The following is a 23,986-nucleotide window of genomic DNA, read 5'->3' as shown; positions in this document are numbered from 1 at the left end:
AAACTTGACAAGCATAGATGATACATTCTATGTTTGAGGGAGTGTGTTGAAACTCATCGACACCACTCCCCCGATCCTTGAAAACCTCATAATTCCGTTGAGTGGTGTCGATTGCTCTTGTAGTAAGGGTTTCAGCCTACAAGATGAGGATTTTATTGCAAATCATCTTGCCCTTATTGACAATTAAAAAAGTGGTGTCGATTTGGCGTCTGAAATCCGCTCCCACTAAGGCTCCCTGAGCGAACTCTTTGCATAACCTCTTCCCCTAACGGGGATGGAAACAAACCAGCAAATGCTCTTTGGTAAGCTTTTGCGATTTCCTTTGCATAACCTCTTCCCCTAACGGGGATGAAATACTAAATCTTTGTACCAAATTCCGAATTATTGAATGAGCGAGAAAATTTTCGATGGGAAAACTAAATCTGAGGCTTAAACACCTTGCGATTTCTGGTTCCTACAGTTAGTTGCTCAAGAATTCCCAAGTCATCCCCCACACTTGATAATGCCGCTTAAGTTGGCAGGGATGCTGGGATTTTTCTATTTGTGGGGGTTGGTCGTTGAGTAGAAACTTACGTAGATAATAAAGTAAAAAAACACATTTACTCTCTGTATCCACCATCCACAGTTCATCCTAGAGATAACAAACAGCCGATCTGCCGAACGCGAGTGCGTGCGCTTTGCGCTTAGGCAGCAGCGCCTCGCGATCGCCCCATAAATTTTATTCTTTCAACAAAGGAATTGTTAAGAGACAAATATTAATAGAACTTCTGAGATATTGTAAAGTAAGTCAGAAGTTTGCCAAACGAGTGACATGAAGCTGGCGCAACGAGTAAGTCAAGTAGCACCTTCTATAACTTTAGCTATTGCAGCCAAGGCTAAGGCAATGAAGGCAGAAGGAATTGATGTTTGTAGTTTTAGCGCTGGAGAACCGGACTTTGATAGTCCAGCGCACGTCAAAGCTGCTGCACAGAAAGCTTTGGACGAAGGTAAAACCAAGTATGGACCTGCATCTGGGGAACCAAAGTTAAGGGAAGCCATTGCTCGCAAGTTAAAAACTGACAATGGTCTTGATTACAAAGCAGAAAATGTTATTGTCACCAACGGTGGGAAACATTCTCTGTTTAACTTAATACTGGCGCTGATTGAACCTGGAGATGAAGTTATCATCCCCGCGCCCTACTGGTTAAGTTATCCGGAAATGGTGACGCTTGCTGGTGGAGTCTCTGTGATTGTCCCCACAGATGTTTCTACAGGTTACAAAATTACACCAGAACAGTTGCGTAAGTCGATTACGCCCAAGACAAAGCTTTTTATCCTCAACTCGCCATCTAACCCGACTGGTATGGTTTACACACCAGAGGAAATTCAGGCGATCGCCCAAATTATTGTTGAGACTGACATTCTTGTCGTTTCCGACGAAATTTATGAGAAGATTCTCTACGATGGTGTCAAACAGGTCAGCATTGGTTCGCTAGGACCAGAGATTTTTGAGCGAACTATTATCAGCAATGGGTTTGCCAAAGCTTACTCCATGACAGGATGGCGCATCGGATATTTGGCAGGACCTATTGATTTGATTAAAGCAACAATTACTATCCAAAGCCATAGTGTGTCGAATGTTTGTACCTTTGCTCAATATGGGGCGATCGCAGCTTTGGAAGGTTCGCAAGATTGCGTCGAAGAAATGCTACAAGCTTTCGCCAAACGACGAGAAGTCATGTATGAAAGACTTAACGCTATTCCTGGGCTAACTTGTCCAAAACCAGACGGCGCTTTCTACTTATTTCCCGACATTAGCAAAACAGGGCTAAAATCTCTGGATTTTTCTAACAGGTTGCTAGAAAAAGAGCAAGTAGCAGTTATTCCTGGAATCGCCTTTGCTGGTGATGACAATATTCGCCTTTCCTACGCCACCGATATGGCAACAATTGAAAAGGGAATGGATAGATTTGAAAAATTTGTCAAATCACTTATTTAGTCATTAGTCAACGCCCTAAGTCCTTACGGACACGCTGCGCGAACGGGCAGGGTGTAAGGGGGTAAGGGTGTAGGGGTGTAGGGGAACCCCATGAATAAAACGCGCAGCGCCGTTCGCTTTAGTGGCGGTTTGGGCTTGAAACTTCCCTTTCTTTTCTTTCCAATATTAAAATAAGGGGCTTGCGTCCTTGTTGGTTCCGGCGGCGTGGCAACAAAGAAAATTTTCTCTTCCCCTTAGACCCTTACACCCCCATACACGCCAGATACCTACGGAGGGAGACCCTCATCAAGTACTGGCTCCCCTACACCCCTTTCTTGGTCATTAGTCAACTGTTGACTAACGCAACAAGCCCATTTCTTTCAAACCTTGGCGCAGTCGTTTCGCCTCTTGCGGATTTTGCTGTTCTTCGTGAAGGGCGATCGCTTTTTGAAAACTCACAAGACTATCTTTTACATAGCCAAGTTTCAGCAGCAATACCCCCAAGTTTTGGTACGCATCAGCATATTTAGGACTTAACTCAATTGCTTTTTGATAAGCTAAGATAGCATCTTTGAATAAACTCATTTCCTTTAGCGTCATTCCGAGATTGTAATATCCTGGGACGAAACTGGAGTCAATCTTGATTGTTGCTTCGTAAGCAGTTTTAGCACCATTGAAATCTCCAGTTGCTTTGAGTAAGTTACCAAGATTGTTGTATGCTCCTAATTTAAGAATTGGGTAGATAGGCAATTTCACTGCAGCATCATAGTGGGCGATCGCATTTTTATAATTTTGCAAACGAGAGTAAGCAATACCAAGATGATAGTAGAGTTCGTATAAAGTCTCGTACTCCTCCTCACAATTCGCAACTCCCTGCGCCAACAACTTGATACCTTCTACTATTTTCCCGATTTTTACATAAAGCCCCCCCAACTTACTACAAACATAAGGATCATTAGGATGAGAAGCAAGAAAACCTTCCATCGCTGCTTGTGCTTTGGTAAATTTATCTTGTTGAGCTATGGCATTTTTTTGGTATCCTGTGTGTGAAATAGCAACCCCTTCCAAATAGCCAACTTGCAAACCTGGTTCCTGAGTTAAAATTTCAGACACGCTATCATCCACTAACCCATGGTAAGGGCGAGAAAAGCGGATATCTGGATGATTGCGGAACAGGCGCGAAACCAGCGAGTAAGGAGATTGTTCTGCTTCTACCTCATGGCGCAGAAGGTTGATCAGGAGGTATTCTTCCCTTCGTATCGCCTGCTTCAACTGCGGTACAATTTTCTGGGTGAGAGTTTCATCTGCATCTAAGACAAGAATCCAATCACCTGTGACGTATTTTAAAGCTTCATTGCGAGCAGCACTAAAGTCATTACACCATTCAAAATGATGCACTTTCGCACCAAATTTTTGAGCAATTTGTGGAGTGCTGTCTGTAGAACCTGTATCTAATACTACCATTTCATCGACGACATTTTTCACACTGCCAAGACATTTAGACAGCGTTGCTTCTTCGTTTTTGACAATCATGCACAGGCTTAGTTTCATAGGTAACTCGTCTACTTTTTTAAATATTGTGTAAATATGAGTAACTTTAATTGTGTGCCGAAAGCTTTATCAAATGTGATAAGAACTTCTTCAACACATGGTGACTTTAATGATAGGTCAAACACTAGGTAGACGCTATAGCCGAATGGCATTAAGACCGTTTCACTTTAAAATTGATACGAAGCGTGGGATGAGTGCCCGATTTAGGTAAATGAGGGTTAGAAGTATAAACGGAACTCTAGAAAAGTAATCCTAAAGACACAAAGGGCGATACTTCCTTGGAAAGACGTAATCACACTACTACGTTCTTAGGATTTTAAGGGTTAAAAGCTCACAGTCCACGCAAACCATCTGGTATCGAAAGACTTGCAAGTCATAGCAAACAAGCGTGGAGTCATCATATAGGAGTTTCGACGGTTATGAAGAACAGTTCCTTAATTCGACCTCTGGCTGTCGTAACGGGTGCCTCTAACGGTATCGGCTACGAACTTGCCAAACAGTTTGCCCAAAATGGCTTTGATTTGATCATCACAGCTACTGGCTCAAGCATTGACGAAGCTGCTCAAGCTTTGGTTGGACTAGGTGTCAAAGTCGAGACGGTGCAGTCCGATCTTGCCACCTATGACGGGGTTGAGACGCTCTACAACAAGATTAAGGCAGCGAACCGACCAGTGGATGCGATCGCGATCAACGCAGGTGTTGGTGTTGGCGGTGACTTTGCCCGCGAAACCGATCTACAGGACGAACTCAATCTGATCAATCTGAACGTCGTATCGACTGTCCATCTCGCTAAGCGGGTGGTGAAAGACATGGTTACTCGCGGTAAGGGTCGCATCCTCTTTACTTCCTCGATCGCCGCTTTGATGCCTGGACCGTTCGAGGCAGTCTACGCAGCCTCCAAGGCGTTTGTCCACTCCTTTTCCCAGGGACTGCGCAGCGAACTGAAGGACACGGGCGTCACCGTCACCGTCCTCATGCCCGGACCGACCAATACCAACTTCTTCCAGCGCGCGGATATGAACGATACCAAGGCGGGCGTGAGTCAAAAGGACGACGCAGCCGAAGTCGCCAAGCAGGGTTTTGAAGCTTTGATGGCGGGCAAGGATGAGGTCATCGCAGGCTCACTCCAAACCAAGATTCTGGGCACCGTGAGCAAAATCTTGCCTGATACCGTCAGTGCCGAACTGCACCGCACGCTTACTGAGCCGGGGTCAGCTAACAAGTAATACTGATTCAAAAAGCGATAGCTTCCACGCGGACACCATATCCAAAAGTTTTGCTTCTTTAACAGGACTTACGCAAACAAACCCGGTTTCTACCAAAAATCCTCTGTTTCGTAACCAAATACGAACGAAGAAACCTGGTTTCTGGCAGATGGTGCGTAAGTTCTATTTAAGAAAGTTGCAGTCAAGTTAACGACTGCATTAATGATACATTTCTAAACTGAATCTTAAATCTGTAAGGTTTGTTAACAAAATACCGCAATATTTGAAAGTGGTGCTATCACAAACAAAAGCGAGTGAAACAAAAATCCAATACTCCTAGATTACCCCTACCACAACCACTTGTGGCTGTAGAAGCTGGTACGTTTACCGAATTTACAGTTACTCAACGGATGCCTAGTATTGCCCGTAGAGTTATCGCTGAAAATAAGTTTCCAGCCAATATTAATGCCAGCTTAGAGAAACTAGCCAGTGAACTGCCATCGGGATATTTGCCAACTCTTGTAGATGATACTAGTTCAGATTTTGCAGATTGGTCTAGATATTTAGAACCATATAAAGAACAGCGTTGGATAGATATTCCCTGGTTTTTCGCGGAAACTTATTTTTATAGATATCTTCTACAAATTACCAACTACTTTCGTGCTGGTGAGTGGCAAGGTGTAGATCCATTTGAGTTGCAAAAACGTCAAGGTTTAGAAACATCCCTTGACTCAATCGTTGCTTTATGCACTCAAGTGAATGGATGGTTGAATGTATCAGAGCAAGAAAATCAATCAAGGCAAACAGCTTTGATAACATTATTATATTTTGGTTTGTGGGGAAATCGAGTTGACCTTAGTTTGTGGTCAGCATTTGAAAGCGATCGCAGTCGTTTTGATATTCAAAATCAACAATCTCACATATTAGTAGATGATGCACTCAAAGTCACAGAATTGCTATTCACTAACAATTCCGGAGGTGTTGACTTTGTTGTAGATAATGCTGGCTTTGAACTTGTCTGTGATTTGTGTTTGGTAGATTATCTTTTAGGTAGTGGTGTCGCGAGCCTTGTGAGATTGCATTTAAAGTCTCACCCAACATTCGTCTCTGATGCCATGATAAAAGATGTGCATCAAACAACAGAATTTTTATTAGCCTCAAGCAATCCAGAAGTGACATCCTTTGCTCAAAGACTACAAGAATATATTGCATCAGAGCAGTTAGTTTTGTCTGACGATTATTTTTGGACATCACCTTTAGCTTTTTGGGAAATACCTGAGTCTCTAAAAAATGAGTTATCTCATTCCAATTTGATAGTTATTAAAGGAGATGCAAATTATCGAAGATTGTTAGGAGATAGACATTGGGATTTTACGACGAAAATCTCAGATATCGTCTGTTACTTACCCGTCCCAATGGTAGTCCTACGTACTTTGAAATCGGAAGTTGCAGCAGGTATTAAACCGGAAGTTTTGGAGGAAGTGGAAAAGTCAGACTCTGCTTGGTTAACGAATGGACAATGGGGAGTTGTTCAGTTGGTGGATAATAATTAAAGGAGTTTAGAACTAAAACTAAACAGGAGGAATGGAGTGAGTATTAACCTTGACCTACCAGAAGAGCTGGAGAATGAACTTTGCATTGAAGCTTCTGAGCTAAACTTACCCTTGTCGGAATACATTCTCCGGATTCTGTCTACTAGACAAGTTCTAGCTAATCCGCCTAAGACCGGAGCAGAGCTTGTTGCTTATTGGCAGAGTGAAGGCATCATCAATTCACGACCTGACATCACTGATAGTCAAGCATACGCCCGCCAGCTGCGTCATGAGGCTCAAATGCGATCAAAATTATAGGTAGAGTTGATGTACCTGTTAGACACTGATGTTCTGATCGATATTCAGCGTGGTCATGCTCCTGCAATAGCTTGGTTTGCGAACCTACCAGAGGTGCCCAGTGTTCCCGGCTTTGTGGTTATGGAGCTCATTCAAGATGCTCGCAATATGCAACAAGTTCGTAATGCCCTCAAGCTCGTTGCTCCATTGCCTGTGGTTTGGGCTACTGAAGCTGATTGCGCTCGTGCTCTGTCAGATTTTACAACCTATCACTTGTCAAATAGTTTGGGATTGCTTGATGCTTTGATTGCTGCCTGTGCAGTTGGACGAGGTGCAACACTCTGCACCTTCAATGTGAAACATTATCGGATTGTGCCTGGTTTAATGACAGCACAGCCCTACACGCGTTGAGGTAGTCTCACACCGCAGTGCAACGAACGAATCCTATCGCAACTGAAACTCATCAAACTTCACAACTTTTGAATCTGGCTGACTTGTATCAAAACGATAACTGCTGACTGTAGCCATACCCGTATCAAAATTGCTGAAAGCTGTCATATCATTACTAGCAATATACGGTATGGGTTTACCATCTTTACCGGGTAATGGAGCGATCGTTGGTAAAACTGGTTCTAACCCATTGGGATCCCCAAGTGCAGCATAATCCTTTTTGTCACCTGATGGAACTGATCGCTTATCGCCACTCAAGAAAGCACCGTAAGTATTGCCAACATTTGATGTTTCTAAAAAGTGCATTCCCGACTGACTAAGAAAACGGTTCCAGATATGCGAGTGCCCATAGAATACCATCTGTACTTTAGCTGCTTCAAGTAAGGGAATCACATCGCGAATCAAATAATCTGATTTTTTGGGGTATTTGTAACGTACCGTTTTAACATTGCGATTCGCATCACGTTCAATAATCTGCACGGGATTAGTATAAGCAGGAACAATATTGTCGCCTAAAGAATGAGGTGGATGATGAAACATCACGACTTTATATTTTGCTTGTTTAAACTCAGGACTGTTGAGTTCTTTTTCTAACCAGTTGTACTGCTTGCTTCCTTTGGCAATTGGTTCAAAAATAACTTGTCCATAACCCCAATTTTCGGGATTTTGCAAATCTTTATCTCTTTCCCGATACTTCCCCCTCGCTTCTGCATCCATATTGGGAGTCCGCCACATATTCGTCGCATATAGAACGACTAGACGCACATCACCAAAACTGACTGCATAATAACTTTCTCCACCTTCTTTACTCTCAGGTAAAGTGAAAATTTCTTCGTAAGTATCAGTATTATAAGAATTATCTTTCAGCGATTTTTCCCCATACAACTTCATCGCAACTGGACGCGGAAACGCATCATTAAATTCATCGCCTAAACTTCCACCCTTGCCAAAGCGTCCCATCACTTCATGATTACCAATACTGGTAAACATTGGGGCATGTTGAATAATTTCTCCACCAAGAAAAGATGTCTTTTTTCCATTCACATCTCTTTCAAACTTGGCACGACCTTGTAAACAAGGGAAGAAAGCACCACCTCCATTATCATCAAACCATTCTGAGGCACGATCTGCAATATTCACTGTATCTCCTGCTAACCAAACTGCATCCACTTTACCAACAGTTTCCACGACCTTTTGCAGATTTGCTGCTATCATTGGTTTCAATTGATGATCAGAAGTTAGGAGAATTTTTAATGGTGTTCCGGGAGTTGGGGTAGGTGCAAGCGTGAAAGTATTGCTGCTAATACTCTTACCATCTTCTCGTACACTCGTGACACGATAAGACACTCGTTTAAGCCCAGTTAAGCCAACGACTTGGGCCTCATGTCGCCAAATATCACGTGAGACTGGTTGCTTGTAAACTTGTCCATTTTCCTTTTGGTTTCCTACTTTTGATTCTTGATCTTCTCGTGTACGGCTGAGTTTAGTCGTATTCGCTACGGCTGTTTGCTGGAGATTGTCGCCATATGCAACATTATGTTTGGAACCAGCAAACTCAGTAAACCACAGAACTCGCACTGAAGATTGCGTGGGGAGTTGTAGAAATGGATCTGTGAGCAATTGGGGTGCTGATGAAAAGGCTTTTTGCCCAGAAAAGCAACCGTATACTACGCTAAGGCAGATAACTAGTATAAATAAGGCAGCTAGTATTTTGCGCTTTGTGAGATATCTGAGCATTGCGAGTGTTCCAGAACGTCAGTGCATCTCAGTTGTATCTAAAAAAACACAAACAGCTACAAAATAAAGTTGCACTGTTCCGGATTATGGTTTCAATACTCGCATTTAGATAATCTCTTACTCGACAACAAGGCAATTTCTTACTGCCTTGGAGATGAACCTGGGGAGACGGGTGAAGCTGGGGAGACAGGTGAAGCTGGGGAGACGGATGAACCTGGGGAGACGGATTGAGTTCCCTGTTGTGGATCTCGTACCACCCACTGACACAGTTTTTGATTAGGTTGGTTGTAATTAATTGCCATTGTGAAAGTGCGCTCTTGGGCGCGGTTCTCGCGGAAATTTACAACAGCCTGAGTATAGTTTCCTCCTGCAAGTGCAGTCCATTGCAATCCATTACGCGCATAAGGCTGATCAGGAGCGAAGCGCACTTCATATCTGACTTGCTCTGGCGAGTCACCAGGGCGGACAAACTGCAAATCCTGAACAATGTCCGCCGTCTGTTCCAGAACATCCCTGGAGGTAAAGCTACAACTGTTAGGAGTGTCTCCTTTTACTAACACCAAATAGGGACGATCAAAGGTAGACTCTACTTGTTGGGCTTGCGTTCTTTGGTTGGGGAAGAGGATCAAGGCAATAGGCAGTATCAGGAAAATAGCTTTTCTCATAGTTCAAAATCCAACTCTAAAGCCAGGTAGTGAGTAGCAGCACTTGGTTTTAAGTCATTTATCTTCATTCAGTTACAGATGAAGAAATTCATGCATCAATCAAATATTGTGGTAATTCTTCTGGGCGTTAAGCGTAGCTCTGCCGTAGGCAATCGCAATTGTAAATAGCATAAATCCTGCCGTTTTACTAAACGTCTACCATAGGAACAAATTCACTTGCTCTACAGACAGAGTTTTAAATTAACGAAATCTATGATCTTCAATACATCTTGTTAGGACTTATACATTGACACATTAGATAAAACGCCCATTCATTCTCTAGTCAGGCGATACTTAGCTCTAGGAGCCTAACCATTGGCGATCGCCCGTATATGTCCAGAGGGTTTTTCTCCAGAAAACCCTCTCCCTGAGCGTTCGCGTAGCGTGTCCGCAGGACTCAGATCAGGGCAAGATGCTGAAGGCATCTTGGGGCATAGGGCAGGCGAAGCCATCGCTAACCAGTAGAGATATTGAAAGACGGAGAATACTTACGTGTCAGGGTAAACGGGTTCGGATCTACACCTCGTTCCTTTTTTTTAGATTACACATAATAGAATCCTCCGCCTTAAAACCTTTGTAATATAAGAATTTAACCAGAAATTCGTGCCATTGCTCTAAACAGTAACGTGTCGCTTTTCGGTTAAACCCATAGCAATTCCTTTCTCGTAGTAAGCAGCTTCATTGATGAATATTGGATACACAGTTGATTCTCCTTCATAAACAATCTCTTTACCATCAAAGGTTAAAAACATTGGATCGCCAGGATTAAGAGGTTCATAATCCCGAAACTGAAGTTGTGGGTGAATCATTGCCTGAATTTCTCCCAAATCATTTCTGGGATAGTCGATATCCTTCACATATTCATAAAGTGTGAGCGTGCTATTGGTCTGTGAAATTGAACCTTGATTATATGCTTCTAAATAGTCCAAAATTGTCTCAACAAGTTTTTCTGTTTTCTGAAATAACTCTGCATTCAAGACTGCCTGAGCTACAGGACCAACTTCAATAGCAAAACCGAATTCACTGATTGATTGGAGGCAGCGACTTTCAATTAGTGGTGCCCAACAAACCTTCACTTCTGGATGAGTTAAACTGAGATGGGCAGCTAATTGTAGATTGAACGGATGGAGAAAGTTGTCTAACAAGATGCTTAGTCCCATATTTGAAGTTGTTGAGTGCAAATCCAAAATGATATCTACCGGAGATTTGCCTTTGCCTCCCAGCATTTGGTTAATGTCTTTTGCCCTGATTTCTTCATAACTGGAAAGCGTCGGATTTTCCAGATCTTGAATTTTGAAGCAACGATTCAAGTCCTTATCAATGTAACGCCTTGCTACCTCAAAAGCTTTGGGGTTGCCAAAAAAGGTTAAAGTTTCAAAGCTATCTCGCTGAATGAGATGGGGATATTGCTCAAACTTTTTAATTAAGTATGCACCTGTGAATTCATTTCCGTGGGTACCACCAACCAGCACTACCTTATTTATTCGATTCATAATATTGCCCCTTCTAGATCAGAGATATCTTTTTTCAGACTAAACTATAGCAGTCCTAAATCATAAGCCCTGCGGGCACGCTGCGCGTTCGCCTTTGGCGTGCGCTTTGCGCTTACGTAAGATTTTCTCCTCTGTTTCTTGGCGTCCTTGGCGTCTTGTTGCTAATCGATAAATTCTCACAACTCATATAGGATTGCTATATATGTCAAAGATATAGTAGTTCCAGTCATGATAGAACTCCGACATCTACGGTACTTTATCGCCGTTGCTGAAGAATTGAACTTTAGCCATGCTGCTAGACGCTAGCCCATACAGCCAGGGTTTGCATTTACCACAACCATATAAAAAAGAAAAAGTTAGGACTTACGCACTTTACAAATAGGCGCTTTGTGTGTGAAAGCCCCAGACATCAAATCTGTAAGCCATCTGCTGGCATTTTTTCCCATATATACTCTAACTGCATAATTTGATGAATCTGACCGCTATAAAAAAGAAGATACGAAGGTAAGCTCTTAATCGCAAACTTCCGTTCAGTAAACAGGTATAACTCAACGCACATAATCAGACTTTAGTCAATGGGTAAGTCCTAAAAATAATAAATCTTACATTGTAAATGTATGTTATGCTCGATTTACATTTCTTCATATGTTAAAAATGAGCAGAGCTACTCTGACGCAAATGCTTAAGATTGGTTAATAAAAATAACAGTAAAGAAATAAAAGGAAATAAATCTTATGGTGAACACAGTAGAAAATCAGCCACCCCATCACGTAGTCATTGTCGGTGGTGGATTCGGAGGATTATATGCAGCCAAAGCACTCTCGCGTGCTGATGTCCATGTGACTCTCATTGATAAACGTAATTTTCACTTATTTCAACCGCTTTTATACCAAGTCGCTACTGGTGCGATATCTCCCGCTGATATTTCCTCTCCCCTGCGTTCTGTACTGAATAAGAGCAAAAATACGAAAGTGCTGTTGGCAGAGGTGAATAATATCGATCCTCAAGCACAAAAAGTTTTCATGGGTGGGGAAGCAATACATTATGATTCTTTAATCCTGGCGACGGGTGCAAAGCATTCCTATTTTGGCAAGGATCAGTGGGAAGAATTTGCTCCCGGTTTAAAAACTGTGGAAGATGCGATAGAAATGCGTCACCGCATCTTCATGGCGTTTGAAGCCGCAGAAAAGGAAACTGATCCTGAAAAACGTCGTGCTTGGTTAACTTTTGTGATTGTTGGTGGTGGTCCTACTGGTGTGGAATTAGCAGGTGCGATCGCAGAACTAGCTTATCACACCATGAAAGAGGACTTCCGCAATATCGACACTTCCGAAGCGCAAGTTTTACTCCTAGAAGGTTTGGATCGGGTTCTCCCACCGTTTGCACCACAGTTATCAAAACAAGCAGAAACATCACTAAGCCGCTTGGGTGTTACTGTACAGCCAAAAACAATGGTTACGAACATAGAAGGTGATGTTGTCAGCCTCAAACAAGGTGAAGAGGTGACGCAGATTCATGCCAAGACAGTATTATGGGCAGCAGGTGTGAAAGCTTCGCCTCTGGGAAAAATGCTCGCAGAAAGTACAGGTGTTGAGTGCGATCGCGCTGGACGAGTTATTGTTGAACCTGATTTGAGTCTTAAAGAACACTCCAATATATTTGTCATTGGAGACTTAGCAAATTTTGCTCATCAAAACGGCAAACCCCTACCTGGTGTTGCACCTGTAGCCATGCAAGAAGGACAGTACGTTGCCTCACTGATCAAACAACGGCTCAAAGGTAAAACCTTACCACAATTTCGTTATTTTGATTGGGGTAGTTTAGCGGTTATTGGACAAAACTCTGCCGTTGTAGACTTAGGGTTTTTCAAATTTACAGGCTTCTTGGCGTGGCTATTTTGGCTGTTTATTCACATCTACTTCTTAATTGAGTTTGACAACAAGCTGGTAGTCATGATTCAGTGGGGCTGGAACTATTTCACCCGCAAGCGTGGCGCAAGATTGATTACAGGTAAGGAAGTTTTGGAAAACGCGAAAGCTGGAGATAGTAACGGTTATTACACACCTGAGAATGGTAGACAAACGGTTAATCTATAAAAGTTTTTATACTCAGATCTTGCAGCAGTATCAACAACGAGGCTCTGCCTCGACATCTCGTTCCCAGGCTCAGCCTGGGAACGAGGGTTGGGAGGCTCCGCCTCCTGATACCAAGTTGCAATCAAAAGTTTTTATACTCTTAAGATGCACATTCCCAAACCCTGAATTATGAATTATACCAGGTTCGGTTAATTAGTTATGATTTGGGCAATGTCTGAACCCCACCCCTCAATCCCCTCCCCTTAGTAAGGGGAGGGGAGGTTTTGGCGTTAGACAAAACCGGGGTGGGGTTCACCAAGGATTTATAAGCAATTAACCGAACCTGATATTACTCTTTTGTGCCTTGCAATCGCAAAAAATGCATCCCTCCTGATTCATCCCAAGCAACAACTCTCACTCCATCGGGCGCAACAGCACAGCGATAGATTGGACTTTCCCCTGCGAAACTTGCAATTACTTCCCCAGTTTGCCAATTCGAGACTTTGAGGGTCTTGTCATGGAAAGCATAAATCACGTACTTGCCATCAGCAGTCAGGGTGAGTGCACTTACCGAGTTACTATGACCTGCTAGAGTACACAGTTGTTCTCCTGTTTGCAAATCCCAGACTTTGAGGGTGTAGTCAAAGGAAACAAAAATCACGTACTTGCCATCTGGGGTGAGGGCAACTGCACTTACCCAGTCACTATGACCTTCTAGGGTAAGCAATTGTTCTCCTGTTTGCAAATCCCAGACTTTGAGGGTGTAGTCAGAGGAAGCAGAAATCACGTACTTGCCATCTGGGGTTAGGGCAACTGCTTTTACCGAGTTACTATGACCTGCTAGGGTACGCAATTGTTCTCCTGTTTGCCAATCCCAGACTTTAAGGGTGTAGTCAGAGGAAGCAGAAATCACGTACTTGCAATCTGGGGTGAGAGCAACTGCATTTACCGAGTTACTATGACCTGCTAGGGTACGCAATTGTTCTCCGGTTTGCCAATTCCAGACTTTGAGGGTGTTGTCAAAGGAAGCAGAAATCACGTACTTGCAATCTGGGGTGAGGGCAACTGCACTTACCCTGTCACTATGACCTGCTAGGGTACGCAATTGTTCTCCTGTTTGCCAATCCCAGACTTTGAGGGTGTAGTCATAGCAAGCAGAAATCACGTACTTGCCATCTGGGGTGAGGGCAACTGCATTTACCCTGTCACTATGACCTGCTAGGGTACGCAATTCTTGTCCTGTTTGCCAATCCCAGACTTTGAGGGTGTTGTCAGCGGAAGCAGAAATCACGTACTTGCCATCAGCAGTCAGGGTGAGTGCAATTACCGAGTTACTATGACCTGCCAAAGTACGTACTAAAGGCCCGCCAGGAGGAGTCAAGCTTGCTATTTGCGGAAGTAAACAACGAGTTTTGCATTGCTGCGCTTGGGTTAACAATCTTTGAATTTCTGTGTTTTTAAAACCCAGCAACCGCCCTAATAATTGCCCCGGCAATTGCTGTTTATCTTGATTTAAAATATGTCCCGACAGTTGCAATGCACCTTGAATTAACTGTAAATTCTCATCTTTAGGCAAAAAATCATAATCTGCTAGCAAAGCATTAATATTGATATTCTCCAACTTCGCCTGCAACCAGCGAAAATCACACAGCAGTTGTTGTAATTCCGTTTCCCTTCCCCCAGCCTGCAAGTGATAGGCTAAATTTTGCCAGATATAGCCGTCATTTGGTAAACTATGCCACCCTGAGGGGTATTTTTCGCTGTAAGCATTCAATAGGCGACTGTGTAATTCTGACAAATTTGACACTGCACCCCGCAAGTAAAGGTATTGCAAGTCATGCAGTTCTACTTGACGTTCAGGAGATTTTCCTGTAGTACGGAGTAAGGCTTTGCGCTCTAGATTAGTCAGGATTTGACGAGCATTACGTTCCTTTAATCTGTTGCTATGCGTCCAAATTTTGACAATAACGGCTTCCGGTACAGGTGTATCATCTGGGAAAACTGCTAGTTCCAAATAGTTTTGTGCTTCTTGTGGTGGCAGTGCATCAATGCTAATTTTAATTGATTTCAAGATGCTGCCATAATCATGCTCAATAGACTCTAACTCAGCTTCTTTTAGTGCGTCTAACAAATCTTCCCAAGATGTACCGTCCCTTACCATTGCACCAGTTAGGGACAGTGCCAATGGCAAATACCCACATTCTCGTGCTACCTCTTTTGCTGTCGTCGGAAACTCCTCTCGTTGATTTACCCAATTTGCCAAAAGTGCTAACGCCTGTGGTTCATCTAAAACCCCAAGCGGATGTTCTTTTCCTTCCAACCCCGTAACTATCGCTGCATCACGGGTGGTAACTAACATTTGACAGCGTTCTTCTAACACATCAAACGCCTTAGCATCATCCAAACGCCAAATATCATCCAAAATCAGTAAGCAAGCTTTATCTGCAAACAACTCCTGCAACCGTGCTTTCGCCAATCCAATCTCGGTAAAAGCCGTTTGCTTATCGCCCAACGCCTGGGCAAGATAGGATTGCCAAGTTAAAATCTGGGGCGTTTGTCCAACTGTTATCCAAAACACCCCATCAGAAAAAGCTTTTCTGACTTCTTCATCCCGTGCCAGGGCTGTAGCTAAGACTGTTTTGCCAATTCCGCCCATTCCTTGCACACCAACCTGTCTCGATCTGCCAGTGACAACCACTTGTTGATTTGTCTGGGCTAGCACTTTTCCTTTCAGTGCTTCGAGTTCGTTAAGGCGCAGCAAATAGTTTGTTGGTAGTAGCGGCACGCCGCTTAGCTTAGCGAGTGGCACTTGTTTGTTCTGGTCAACTGTCTCGGTGGCATCAGGCGGCAGTTGACCGTTTACTTTTTTAGACTCTCAACGGCTCGACGAATACCCTGAACCACATCCAAAAACGCGTCATCCTTGTTGCTCCAACGGGTAATCGGCTTACCGTCTTTCGGGAGCGCTTGCAGCTTACTAAAGGGGGCACCTTTCCAGTCCACAGGTCTAAGAATGATAGGAATCACTCGTGCTTCTTCAGCCTCATGCCGCCGCATCGCTTCTAGCATTTCTTTTTCGTAGCAAAACTTTGACGCCATAAAGGAGCTACTGATCAACAGCAAGATGACGTGAGCCGATTCCAAATGAGTCTTAATCTGAGCATCCCACTCTGCTCCTGCCTCAATATCTCCATCATACCATGCGTTAATTATGCCCTGTTGCTTTAGGTTAGAGAGATGGTCGTCGAGTATGCCTCGCAATCGTCGCTCTTTATGAGAGTAGGAGATAAAAACTTCGATAGGTTCGCTCATCTGCTTGGCGCTTACGTCTGTTAAGGTTTGCTGCCAAAATCAAAATCTTTTGGGGTTTGATGGTCATTGCTGACCTTGGGAGTAGCTATATTTTAACTATAGCAGGGTACATAATCGTGTTAAATTGCCGTTAATGTTTATTTCGGGATTGTTGTTTGATCCAAAACCATAGAAAAACCCCCACTTTTTTGAGTGAGAGCAGAAAACTATTTATCTTGTTAGTCCCATTGCCAAATGGGCGCTGCTTTTATTTTGGAGACGTTTAGTGTTAATGGTATTAAAAAGCTGCCACAGCTGCCTCAGCTACAGCTTGATCCTGTTCACCGCTACCACCACTTACTCCGACTGCACCAACTATCTGCCCATCGCGTTGAAGTGGTATACCCCCGGCAAAGATCATGATTCGTCCTCCGTTTGAGACGTGAATACCATAATACTGTTCTCCTGGTTGAGCACTTTGGGCAAGGGATTTGGTAGAGAGATTAAACGCACGAGCAGTAAATGCTTTGTTGATCGAGATATCGATACTTCCGATCCACGCACCATCCATACGAATGTGAGCAACAAGATTCCCGCCAGCATCAACGACTGCAAGATTCATTGGTTGTCCGATTGCATTCGCCTTCGCTTCTCCAGCCGCTAGTATTCGTCGTGCATCATCTAAAGATACAGAATGTTTGTCATTCGTCATGGTAATTCATTCAATTGTAGAAATCTATGCGATAAAGAATATCATCATGCACGAGCAGATTGGGAAAACTCAATTTAAACGTACGTGTTGCGGTGATCGTTGTCTTTCTAAAAACTTTTCGTTCGCTTGTTTTACTCTGGAAATCCAACCTTTGTATGAATTCAAAATTTCTGAGTAGGGAATGGTTGTTTCAGAGAGAAGTTGTAACAATGAGGGGGAAAAGTATCTGGGAAAGAGTTGATGCATAAATTGAGCAGTTCGCAGTCTTATAAATAACTCTAAAAACAGCAATTTACTGGATAATGGAAAGGTGTAATCACTTAGCTCAACTAGTGCATGAGCATCTGGTTTTCGACGTAGGGTAAATTGCTTGAGTACCTCCCCAATATCATTAGGATATTCATCTAATAACTTATCAAAGAAAGCAACATCTTCAAGGGAAGCATTACAGCCTTGACCCAAAGAAGGAGAGGTAGCATGAGCAGCATCACCAATTAGTAAAACGCTATCACCATGATGGTAGCGATTACAACGAATCGTCAAAATAGTTGAAATGGGACGATTGAGAAATGCTTCGACTTCCGACTCTGGTAAAAGCTCAGCAATTTCTGGTAAGTATTCACGAAAGAATTGCCATACTTGTTCTTTTGTAGAAAAATTGACGATGGGGTTGTTCTCGCGAGGAAAGTTAACAGTTCCATTTATCAAGCCATCTATATCATGCACCAAGGTAGCAAAAATTCCATCGCTACTTCTCCAAGTATGGATATAACCTGCTTTCAATGATGCTGCACTCTCAGCAGGTAGAAAAATGGATTTGTAAGCAGAGGGAACGTATTTTTTTTCTAACTCGAATTGGTTAGTTGAGAGAAACTGCTCTCTAACTCGCGATCGCGCTCCATCTGCACCAATTAATAAGTCATAACCAACAGTAACTTCTCCTGTAGGATTGACTGCTGTATTTTCAAAGGTGACTGTTTTTGCTTCAAAATCAACTTGCTTACATTGATGGTCAAAATGAATTTTGAGGCGATCGCTATTATACTGTTGAGTCAACATTTTCAACAGTGTGACCACCAATCGCCTGCGATCCAGAATCAGAATCGGTTTTTTCCTTGGAAGGAACTGCGTTTTGCCTTTTTTTTGGTGAACGAGTGAGCCAGTACTTTCCAAGCTTACTGCCTTAATGGCTGCGAGAATCCCTTCAACTTTGCTCAGTGCCGTCATTCCGCGTTGATTGAGGACAAGAGGAAAGGTTCTAGCGGAGGAAAATGGAACTGTTTGTGGATCACTGCGACGCTCATAGATCTCAACATTATACTGTTCATCCCGACGTAGCAAATAGTGAGCTAGAAGAACTCCACTCGGGCCTGCACCTACAATTACAACTCGTTTGATCATATTAACATCTAGCGTCTTAGTTCAGATTCGCGCCCCTAAAATCCGTCTCTCGAATATCTACATAACTAAAGTTTGCCCCTGCAAGGTTTTGACCTTTAAAAGAACGACCATCTGATTTTGACAGCAGTTGTCTTAAGACATCCCTAAGCTGTAGACTGAAGATTTATGATTGTTTACCACTGTAGCGCAATATGCTGTAACAGCCAGAACAATCTCAATAAGTAGCACTGACTCAATAAAATCACCAATGCGCTATACAGCAAGGCTTTCACCAAAGCTGATAAAAATGTGCTTTTTTCATGAACCGTATTGATATATTAAGAGTCTAAAACAAACAAATGAAAGCGCTAGCCTCTTGTTTTACATCTATTGTCGGCACAGAAAATGCTGTCTGTTGGGAAGATGTACCAGTCAGTCAGCAAAAATCTATATTACAGGCGATCTCTGACGAGAAGCCGCTAGCCCCTAAGGGGGCGCTGCGCAAACGCGTCAACGCTTCCCCAACTCCTCCCGGTTGTATCGTCTACCCTCACACCACAGAACAGCTAGCGCAAGTCATCACACAAGCACACCGTAACAAGTGGCGCGTTTTGCCATGCGGTAGTGGCAGTAAACTGAACTGGGGTGGGTTAGTCAAAGATGTTGACGTTGTAGTCAGCACAGAACGCCTGAATCAACTCATTGAACACGCCGTTGGTGATTTAACGGTGACAGTCGAAGCGGGAATTAAGTTTTCTCATCTCCAAGAAATGTTGGCAAACTCTGGGCAATTTCTCGCTGTTGACCCCATAACACAAGATACAGCAACCATTGGCGGTATTGTTGCTACCGCTGATACAGGTTCCTTACGGCAACGCTATGGTACTGTACGAGACCAACTCTTGGGAATTACCTTTGTACGTGCTGATGGACAAATCGCCAAAGCTGGCGGGAGAGTGGTGAAAAATGTTGCTGGATACGACTTGATGAAGTTGTTTACTGGGTCCTTTGGCACATTAGGGGTCATTAGTCAAGTGACGTTTCGTGTTTATCCTATGCACGAGATATCCCAGACGGTGGTGCTGACTGGTGATCCAAAGGCTATATCTCAAAGTGCTGGCGTCCTCAGAGGTTCTGCGTTGACACCAACCCAAGCTGATTTGCTATCAACAAAACTGGTGTCTGGCTTGGGATTAGGTGAAGGATTGGGATTAGTTGCTCGCTTTCAAAGTATAGCTGAGAGTGTCAAGGAACAGTCAAACCGACTTTTGGAAGTCGGGGAACAACTTGGGTTAAAAGGAACGATATATTCAGCGGCGGATGAAGCTGATTTATGGCGCATATTGCGAGAACAAATAGATTCTTCTGTTAATGAGTCGGCAATAACTTGCAAAATAGGAGTGTTACCGACTTCTGCTGTTGAAGTTTTGACTCAAGCAGATGTGGGTTGGATTCACATCGCTAGTGGTTTGGGGGTGTTGCGGTTTGAGAGTGACAACCAGATTGATCAGCTGTTGGGGATACGAAGTCTTTGTCAAGCCAATCGGGGTTTCCTCACTATTTTGGAAGCACCAGTGGAGGTTAAGCAACAGTTGGATGTATGGGGCTACACTGGTAATGCTGAGGAGTTGATGCGTCGGATAAAAGAGCAGTTTGATAAGGAATGTATTTTAAGTCCGGGTCGTTTTGTGGGTGGGATTTAGGATAAATAAACCGCAAAGACGCAAAGGACGCAAAGAAAGAGGGGAGAAGAAGAGATAATATGCAGGTTTCTCAAGGTTCTGAGAGTAAGAAGGCTAGTTTGGAGAATTTGACTGGTTTTGATGGAAATCATCCGCCAAATCCAAAGTTGATTGATACTTGTGTTCATTGTGGGTTTTGTCTCTCGACTTGTCCTAGTTATCGGGTGATTGGGAAGGAGATGGATTCTCCACGGGGACGCATCTATCTTATGGATGGGATCAATGAGGGTGAGATTCCTCTGAATAAGGCAACAGTAGAACATTTTGATAGTTGTTTGGGGTGTCTTGCTTGTGTGACGACTTGTCCTTCTGGTGTGCAATATGACAAATTGATTTCTGCAACTCGTCACCAAGTTGAACGGAATTACCCGCGTAGTTTGCCAGATAAGTTGTTTCGTCAACTGATATTTTCTCTGTTTCCTAATCCTGATGTTTTAAGGGTTCTGCTGGATCCATTGTTTTTTTATCAAAAGTTGGGTTTGCACAAATTGGTGCGTGGAACTCAGTTGTTGAAGCTTGTGTCTCCTCGCTTAGCCGCGATGGAATCAATTCTGCCAGAAGTTACTTTGAAATCTTTTCAAGATAATTTGCCAGATATTATTCCAGCACAGGGTAAGAAACGTTATCGAGTTGGGGTGATTTTGGGATGTGTGCAAAGGTTATTTTTCTCGCCAGTCAATGAAGCGACTGTAAGGGTTTTAACGGCGAATGGCTGTGAAGTTGTGATTCCCAAAACTCAAGGATGTTGTGCGGCGCTTCCCGAACATCAAGGACAAACAGAACAAGCCAAAGCTTTAGCAAGGCAGATGATTGATAGTTTTGCAAATACTGGTGTAGATTTTGTAATTATCAATGCTGCTGGTTGCGGTCATACATTAAAAGAGTACGGTCATATTTTAGGAGATGATCCAGAGTATCGCGAAAAAGCGAAAGCATTCGCGGCGAAGGTTAGAGATGCGCAAGAGTTTTTGGTTAGTGTTGGTTTAACAGCAAAATTATCACCACTTACAAATCAACCCTTGAGTTTGGTTTATCAAGATGCATGTCATTTGTTGCACGGACAAAAGATTAGCTTGCAACCGCGTCAGTAGTTGCGAGAAATTCCAGGCGTGAAGTTGCGCGAACCAGTTGATGCAGCTATATGTTGTGGTAGTGCGGGAATTTACAATCTACTTCAACCAGAGGTGGCCGAGGAGTTGGGTAGACAAAAAGTTGAGAATTTGCTGAATACTGGTGCTGATTTAATTACTTCTGCCAATCCGGGTTGTACTTTGCAAATTCGCAAGCATTTACAGTTGGAGGGGAAACAGATTTCTATCATGCACCCAATGGAGTTGTTGGACTATTCAATCAGGGGTGTGAAGTTGAAAGTTTAAAAAAAAGCTACAGGCTTGAAGCCTGTGGCTTTTTGTAAAGAGCTATACCTGCGCGGCTTTAGCCGCGAAAGGCACCCTGTCATCTAGTTATAGGTTTCAGTTCAGCAAGCATATGCAGTAAGTTGCTAGATAAGCAGACCTCTGTGGTTTAATTGTACCGACCTTACTTAAGTGAGGCTCTGGTGGAAATACGTCTTGGTATACAGCATAATAGAGGCGTCAGTCGTCTTTCATCCCCTCGCGCTCATCGTAGGGGTTCTCATCTTCCCACTTGAAGGCTGATAGAACAAAGAAATAGAGCCATCCAGATGAGTTTTGGTCTGACCAAGTTTTCATGAATTCTATAAGCTGTTTGTAAAGAAAGCTTAAATTTTTGGGATGCTTTAGTGCTACTCCATAGCGCCATGTCAGATTGTGCCTTTGAATACTTAATTTTAACCTTATAATTTACCTATTGTTCATACTTTGTTAATCATATGAGCGCACAATAATATCATAAAACTTACCCAACTTATATTGTCTGATTTTAAATTTGTATAGCTACAGAAAACTCTTAGAACAATAAACAAACAACAGTAGTTTGATGATTGACTTTTATAACTAGCGATCGCACAATATAACAATTCTGGCTTTTTTAAAATAAAAATCAACGGTGCATCATTGTCGGTATAAATTATTTTGTTTGTGTTCCTAGTTAATCACATCACAGGAAATTGGGGGCTGAAGTGCCGCATTCACACAAGGATACGGCTTAAATTCAAAATTCATTATTGATAATTTAAAATTGATTTTTAAATTTGAATTATGAATTCTAGTTGCGAACCATTTTGCCCCATACCCACAAGGGGATATGTCTCCTCGCCGCTGATCGTGGAAGCCTTCAATAGCTAGCATTCGTGTCCAACAGTTAACTAATCAACATTTAACAACATTGGTGGTTGAAATTACTTAACTAGAGCTATGAGTATACCCAAGCCAGTACCTTCCACATATCTTCATGAAGGATAGTATCTCCATGAATCCAGTAGTGTATATTACTATGTCTCTTCGAGATTTAACTAGCTACACAACAAGAAGAAAGTACGTACTAAGTAAATTTTTGTCTAGTAAGTACTTTCCTTGAAACAAAATTAACTGATTTCCTTTCAAATAAGCTAGAACTTTCATTCAAATAGTGTAATTTTACTTACACATAGATGAAGATTTGGCAGACATTGTTAGTTCCTGAAATACCCCCTTGATGAAAGTTTTGAGCGTAGCGTACATTAAAATTCCACCACTGAAACTCCTTCACTATTGACCCATTGAATATGGTTTTTATTAACTTCGCTAACGGTATCCATTGCTAATCACTCGCCAACACTTTATGAATATCATTGTTCGTTTGCTTGGCGCATTTGCTATTTTGCTTCCTACATATGCTGCTGTATCTTCTTTTGCAGTAGCGCAGGAGAGTCCTACTATTCTCCAACCGGGAACAATGCAGAAGCCTCCAACTTCTCCCCTGCCGGGAACAACCCCGAAAACTCCGACTACTCCCCTGCCGGGAACAACTCCGAAAACTCCGACTACTCCCCTGCCGGGAACAATCCAAAAAACTCCGACTACTCCCCTGCCGGGAACAACCCCGAAAACTCCGACTAATCCCCTGCCGGGAACAATCCAGAAGACTCCGACTACTCCCCAGTCGGGAACAACCCAGAAGGTTTGCTCTTTTGATGCAGTAGATAATTTGCTACCTCCACCAACAGGTGAGCAAAATCGTTCTCCGCTTTCCTACCTGGCACAACAAGGTTTTACACCGAAGTTAGACGGTTCTTGGGTGTGCTACGTCAGAGATAACCAGAAACAGGATCTTTATTACACCCTTTTTAAAGTTCAGCAAGTTAACGGAAAGCTAATAGCCAGTTCTTTCTTGAATAACAGCAATTTAATTGAGGGGCAAGACACTCGCACTGTGGACTTGTTTTTGCTCCTGGTTAACAATCATACGAAGACAAATCAGGGGAACCGTCAGAGTATACAAAGGTATTTTGAATCTTTCATTTCTTTAGTGAAACAAGGGAAAATTCCACCCTCAGCACGTGGATATCTTTTTGACCAACCAAATCGAGGTTTTATCATATACAACACCGTCACAGGAGGAGACCTTAAGGGTACAGCAATCACGATTAACATCAACTCGCCTCAGAATTTAGGTTCCCCCCCAGCCTCTTAATTTTCAATAAACACGCTTAACGCTTAACACCCAAGAAGGGGATGGTGTTTCTTTCATATATTGCTAGCGGTGAGACCAGCGCTGCGGAAGGGTTTCCAACGTCGGCTGTGCCGACTTGTAGCATGTGGCGTGAGACCCCAAGACGAGCCACTGCTGCAGGAGGGGAGCCAGTCCGTTCCGGGGGTTCCCCCCGTTGTAGGACCTGGCGTTCTCCCTCCGTAGGTGACTGGCGTCGCCAAGAGCGCCAAGAATTCGTAGAGTGTGCG

At 43.1% G+C, this 23,986-nt stretch carries 18 protein-coding genes and 3 pseudogenes; 10 read left to right on the top strand and 11 right to left on the bottom strand.

From position 1 onward, the window contains the following. Window positions 1-811 precede the first annotated feature (811 nt). Window positions 812-1,978 carry a pyridoxal phosphate-dependent aminotransferase gene (locus AC5590_RS05715; RefSeq protein WP_169263309.1) on the top strand — a complete coding sequence of 389 codons (1,167 nt, stop codon included), beginning with the start codon at window positions 812-814 and terminating at the stop codon, window positions 1,976-1,978. A 336-nt stretch (window positions 1,979-2,314) separates the two neighbouring features. Here AC5590_RS05715 and AC5590_RS05710 read toward each other — a convergent pair whose 3' ends face one another. Next, window positions 2,315-3,490: a glycosyltransferase gene (locus AC5590_RS05710; protein WP_169263364.1), complete on the bottom strand. Its 1,176-nt coding sequence runs from the start codon at window positions 3,488-3,490 to the stop codon at window positions 2,315-2,317. 437 nt (window positions 3,491-3,927) lie between these two features. Between AC5590_RS05710 and AC5590_RS05705 the strand changes: the two genes are divergently transcribed. The 4 genes from AC5590_RS05705 (at window position 3,928) to AC5590_RS05690 (ending at window position 6,953) form a co-directional block, all read left to right on the top strand. Next, entirely contained in the window at window positions 3,928-4,734 is an 807-nt protein-coding gene (locus AC5590_RS05705) for an SDR family NAD(P)-dependent oxidoreductase (RefSeq protein ID WP_169263308.1), read from the top strand. 293 nt (window positions 4,735-5,027) lie between these two features. After that, window positions 5,028-6,266 (top strand): ARMT1-like domain-containing protein, encoded by a 1,239-nt coding sequence (locus tag AC5590_RS05700; RefSeq protein ID WP_169263307.1) that lies wholly within the window; start codon window positions 5,028-5,030, stop codon window positions 6,264-6,266. A 36-nt stretch (window positions 6,267-6,302) separates the two neighbouring features. Continuing rightward, complete coding sequence (locus AC5590_RS05695; protein WP_169263306.1) at window positions 6,303-6,563, top strand: hypothetical protein; 261 nt, start codon at window positions 6,303-6,305, stop codon at window positions 6,561-6,563. Between the two features lie 9 nt (window positions 6,564-6,572). Beyond that, entirely contained in the window at window positions 6,573-6,953 is a 381-nt protein-coding gene (locus AC5590_RS05690; RefSeq protein ID WP_169263305.1) for a PIN domain-containing protein, read from the top strand. A 33-nt stretch (window positions 6,954-6,986) separates the two neighbouring features. Here AC5590_RS05690 and AC5590_RS05685 read toward each other — a convergent pair whose 3' ends face one another. From AC5590_RS05685 to AC5590_RS05670, 4 genes are all read right to left on the bottom strand, one after another. Next, a complete protein-coding gene (locus AC5590_RS05685; protein ID WP_169263304.1) occupies window positions 6,987-8,729 on the bottom strand; it encodes a metallophosphoesterase family protein in 1,743 nt (580 codons plus the stop codon). Window positions 8,730-8,869: 140 nt separating this feature from the next. Then, the gene (locus AC5590_RS05680) at window positions 8,870-9,394 is read right to left on the bottom strand and encodes a hypothetical protein (RefSeq protein WP_248277133.1); all 525 of its coding nucleotides are present in this window, start codon (window positions 9,392-9,394) and stop codon (window positions 8,870-8,872) included. A 347-nt stretch (window positions 9,395-9,741) separates the two neighbouring features. Then, the gene (locus AC5590_RS05675; protein ID WP_169263303.1) at window positions 9,742-9,885 is read right to left on the bottom strand and encodes a hypothetical protein; all 144 of its coding nucleotides are present in this window, start codon (window positions 9,883-9,885) and stop codon (window positions 9,742-9,744) included. Between the two features lie 162 nt (window positions 9,886-10,047). Further along, window positions 10,048-10,926 (bottom strand): aspartoacylase, encoded by an 879-nt coding sequence (locus tag AC5590_RS05670; RefSeq protein WP_169263302.1) that lies wholly within the window; start codon window positions 10,924-10,926, stop codon window positions 10,048-10,050. A 231-nt stretch (window positions 10,927-11,157) separates the two neighbouring features. On the opposite strand from AC5590_RS05670, the pseudogene AC5590_RS05665 reads away from it, so the two are divergent. Together AC5590_RS05665 and AC5590_RS05660 are read left to right on the top strand one after the other, a co-directional pair. Continuing rightward, a pseudogene (locus AC5590_RS05665) lies at window positions 11,158-11,229 on the top strand (LysR family transcriptional regulator); the annotation flags it as partial. A gap of 431 nt (window positions 11,230-11,660) precedes the next feature. Then, on the top strand, window positions 11,661-13,022 hold the full coding sequence (locus AC5590_RS05660) for an NAD(P)/FAD-dependent oxidoreductase (RefSeq protein WP_169263301.1): 1,362 nt from the start codon (window positions 11,661-11,663) through the stop codon (window positions 13,020-13,022). A 328-nt stretch (window positions 13,023-13,350) separates the two neighbouring features. On the opposite strand, the gene AC5590_RS05655 is transcribed toward AC5590_RS05660, so the two are convergent. The 5 genes and pseudogenes from AC5590_RS05655 to AC5590_RS05635 all read right to left on the bottom strand — a co-directional run. Continuing rightward, complete coding sequence (locus AC5590_RS05655; RefSeq protein WP_169263300.1) at window positions 13,351-15,810, bottom strand: NB-ARC domain-containing protein; 2,460 nt, start codon at window positions 15,808-15,810, stop codon at window positions 13,351-13,353. A gap of 50 nt (window positions 15,811-15,860) precedes the next feature. Continuing rightward, window positions 15,861-16,313, bottom strand: a complete 453-nt coding sequence (locus tag AC5590_RS05650; RefSeq protein ID WP_169263299.1) for a toll/interleukin-1 receptor domain-containing protein — start codon at window positions 16,311-16,313, stop codon at window positions 15,861-15,863. A 277-nt stretch (window positions 16,314-16,590) separates the two neighbouring features. Continuing rightward, window positions 16,591-17,004, bottom strand: a complete 414-nt coding sequence (locus AC5590_RS05645; RefSeq protein WP_169263298.1) for a GlcG/HbpS family heme-binding protein — start codon at window positions 17,002-17,004, stop codon at window positions 16,591-16,593. Between the two features lie 69 nt (window positions 17,005-17,073). Next, window positions 17,074-18,405 (bottom strand): FAD-dependent oxidoreductase, encoded by a 1,332-nt coding sequence (locus tag AC5590_RS05640; protein WP_169263297.1) that lies wholly within the window; start codon window positions 18,403-18,405, stop codon window positions 17,074-17,076. Window positions 18,406-18,427: 22 nt separating this feature from the next. Beyond that, window positions 18,428-18,532: pseudogene (locus AC5590_RS05635) on the bottom strand (pentapeptide repeat-containing protein); the annotation flags it as partial. Window positions 18,533-18,743: 211 nt separating this feature from the next. Here AC5590_RS05635 and AC5590_RS05630 point away from each other — a divergent pair. The 3 genes and pseudogenes from AC5590_RS05630 (at window position 18,744) to AC5590_RS05620 (ending at window position 23,720) form a co-directional block, all read left to right on the top strand. After that, window positions 18,744-20,087: an FAD-binding oxidoreductase gene (locus tag AC5590_RS05630; RefSeq protein WP_169263296.1), complete on the top strand. Its 1,344-nt coding sequence runs from the start codon at window positions 18,744-18,746 to the stop codon at window positions 20,085-20,087. A 59-nt stretch (window positions 20,088-20,146) separates the two neighbouring features. Further along, window positions 20,147-21,502: pseudogene (locus AC5590_RS05625) on the top strand ((Fe-S)-binding protein). 1,366 nt (window positions 21,503-22,868) lie between these two features. Continuing rightward, window positions 22,869-23,720: a hypothetical protein gene (locus AC5590_RS05620; RefSeq protein WP_248277132.1), complete on the top strand. Its 852-nt coding sequence runs from the start codon at window positions 22,869-22,871 to the stop codon at window positions 23,718-23,720. Between the two features lie 16 nt (window positions 23,721-23,736). Here AC5590_RS05620 and AC5590_RS05615 read toward each other — a convergent pair. Continuing rightward, window positions 23,737-23,986: hypothetical protein (locus AC5590_RS05615; RefSeq protein ID WP_169263295.1), on the bottom strand; the 250-nt coding region annotated here is incomplete at its 5' end.

The organism is Brasilonema octagenarum UFV-OR1, assembly GCF_963888615.1.
In the GTDB taxonomy this organism is placed as follows: Bacteria; Cyanobacteriota; Cyanobacteriia; order Cyanobacteriales; family Nostocaceae; genus Brasilonema; species Brasilonema sennae.
Note: the sequence above shows the minus strand (reverse complement) of the source record. Positions and strands in the feature narration are given on the sequence as shown.

Coding starts and splice junctions, on each gene's coding strand:
- AC5590_RS05715 (WP_169263309.1), top strand. CDS start 812: ATGAAGCTGGCGCAACGAGTAAGTCAAGTAGCACCTTCTATAACTTTA.
- AC5590_RS05710 (WP_169263364.1), bottom strand. CDS start 3,490: ATGATTGTCAAAAACGAAGAAGCAACGCTGTCTAAATGTCTTGGCAGT.
- AC5590_RS05705 (WP_169263308.1), top strand. CDS start 3,928: ATGAAGAACAGTTCCTTAATTCGACCTCTGGCTGTCGTAACGGGTGCC.
- AC5590_RS05690 (WP_169263305.1), top strand. CDS start 6,573: ATGTACCTGTTAGACACTGATGTTCTGATCGATATTCAGCGTGGTCAT.
- AC5590_RS05685 (WP_169263304.1), bottom strand. CDS start 8,729: ATGCTCAGATATCTCACAAAGCGCAAAATACTAGCTGCCTTATTTATA.
- AC5590_RS05680 (WP_248277133.1), bottom strand. CDS start 9,394: ATGAGAAAAGCTATTTTCCTGATACTGCCTATTGCCTTGATCCTCTTC.
- AC5590_RS05675 (WP_169263303.1), bottom strand. CDS start 9,885: ATGGCTTCGCCTGCCCTATGCCCCAAGATGCCTTCAGCATCTTGCCCT.
- AC5590_RS05670 (WP_169263302.1), bottom strand. CDS start 10,926: ATGAATCGAATAAATAAGGTAGTGCTGGTTGGTGGTACCCACGGAAAT.
- AC5590_RS05660 (WP_169263301.1), top strand. CDS start 11,661: ATGGTGAACACAGTAGAAAATCAGCCACCCCATCACGTAGTCATTGTC.
- AC5590_RS05650 (WP_169263299.1), bottom strand. CDS start 16,313: ATGAGCGAACCTATCGAAGTTTTTATCTCCTACTCTCATAAAGAGCGA.
- AC5590_RS05645 (WP_169263298.1), bottom strand. CDS start 17,004: ATGACGAATGACAAACATTCTGTATCTTTAGATGATGCACGACGAATA.
- AC5590_RS05640 (WP_169263297.1), bottom strand. CDS start 18,405: ATGATCAAACGAGTTGTAATTGTAGGTGCAGGCCCGAGTGGAGTTCTT.
- AC5590_RS05630 (WP_169263296.1), top strand. CDS start 18,744: ATGAAAGCGCTAGCCTCTTGTTTTACATCTATTGTCGGCACAGAAAAT.
- AC5590_RS05620 (WP_248277132.1), top strand. CDS start 22,869: ATGAATATCATTGTTCGTTTGCTTGGCGCATTTGCTATTTTGCTTCCT.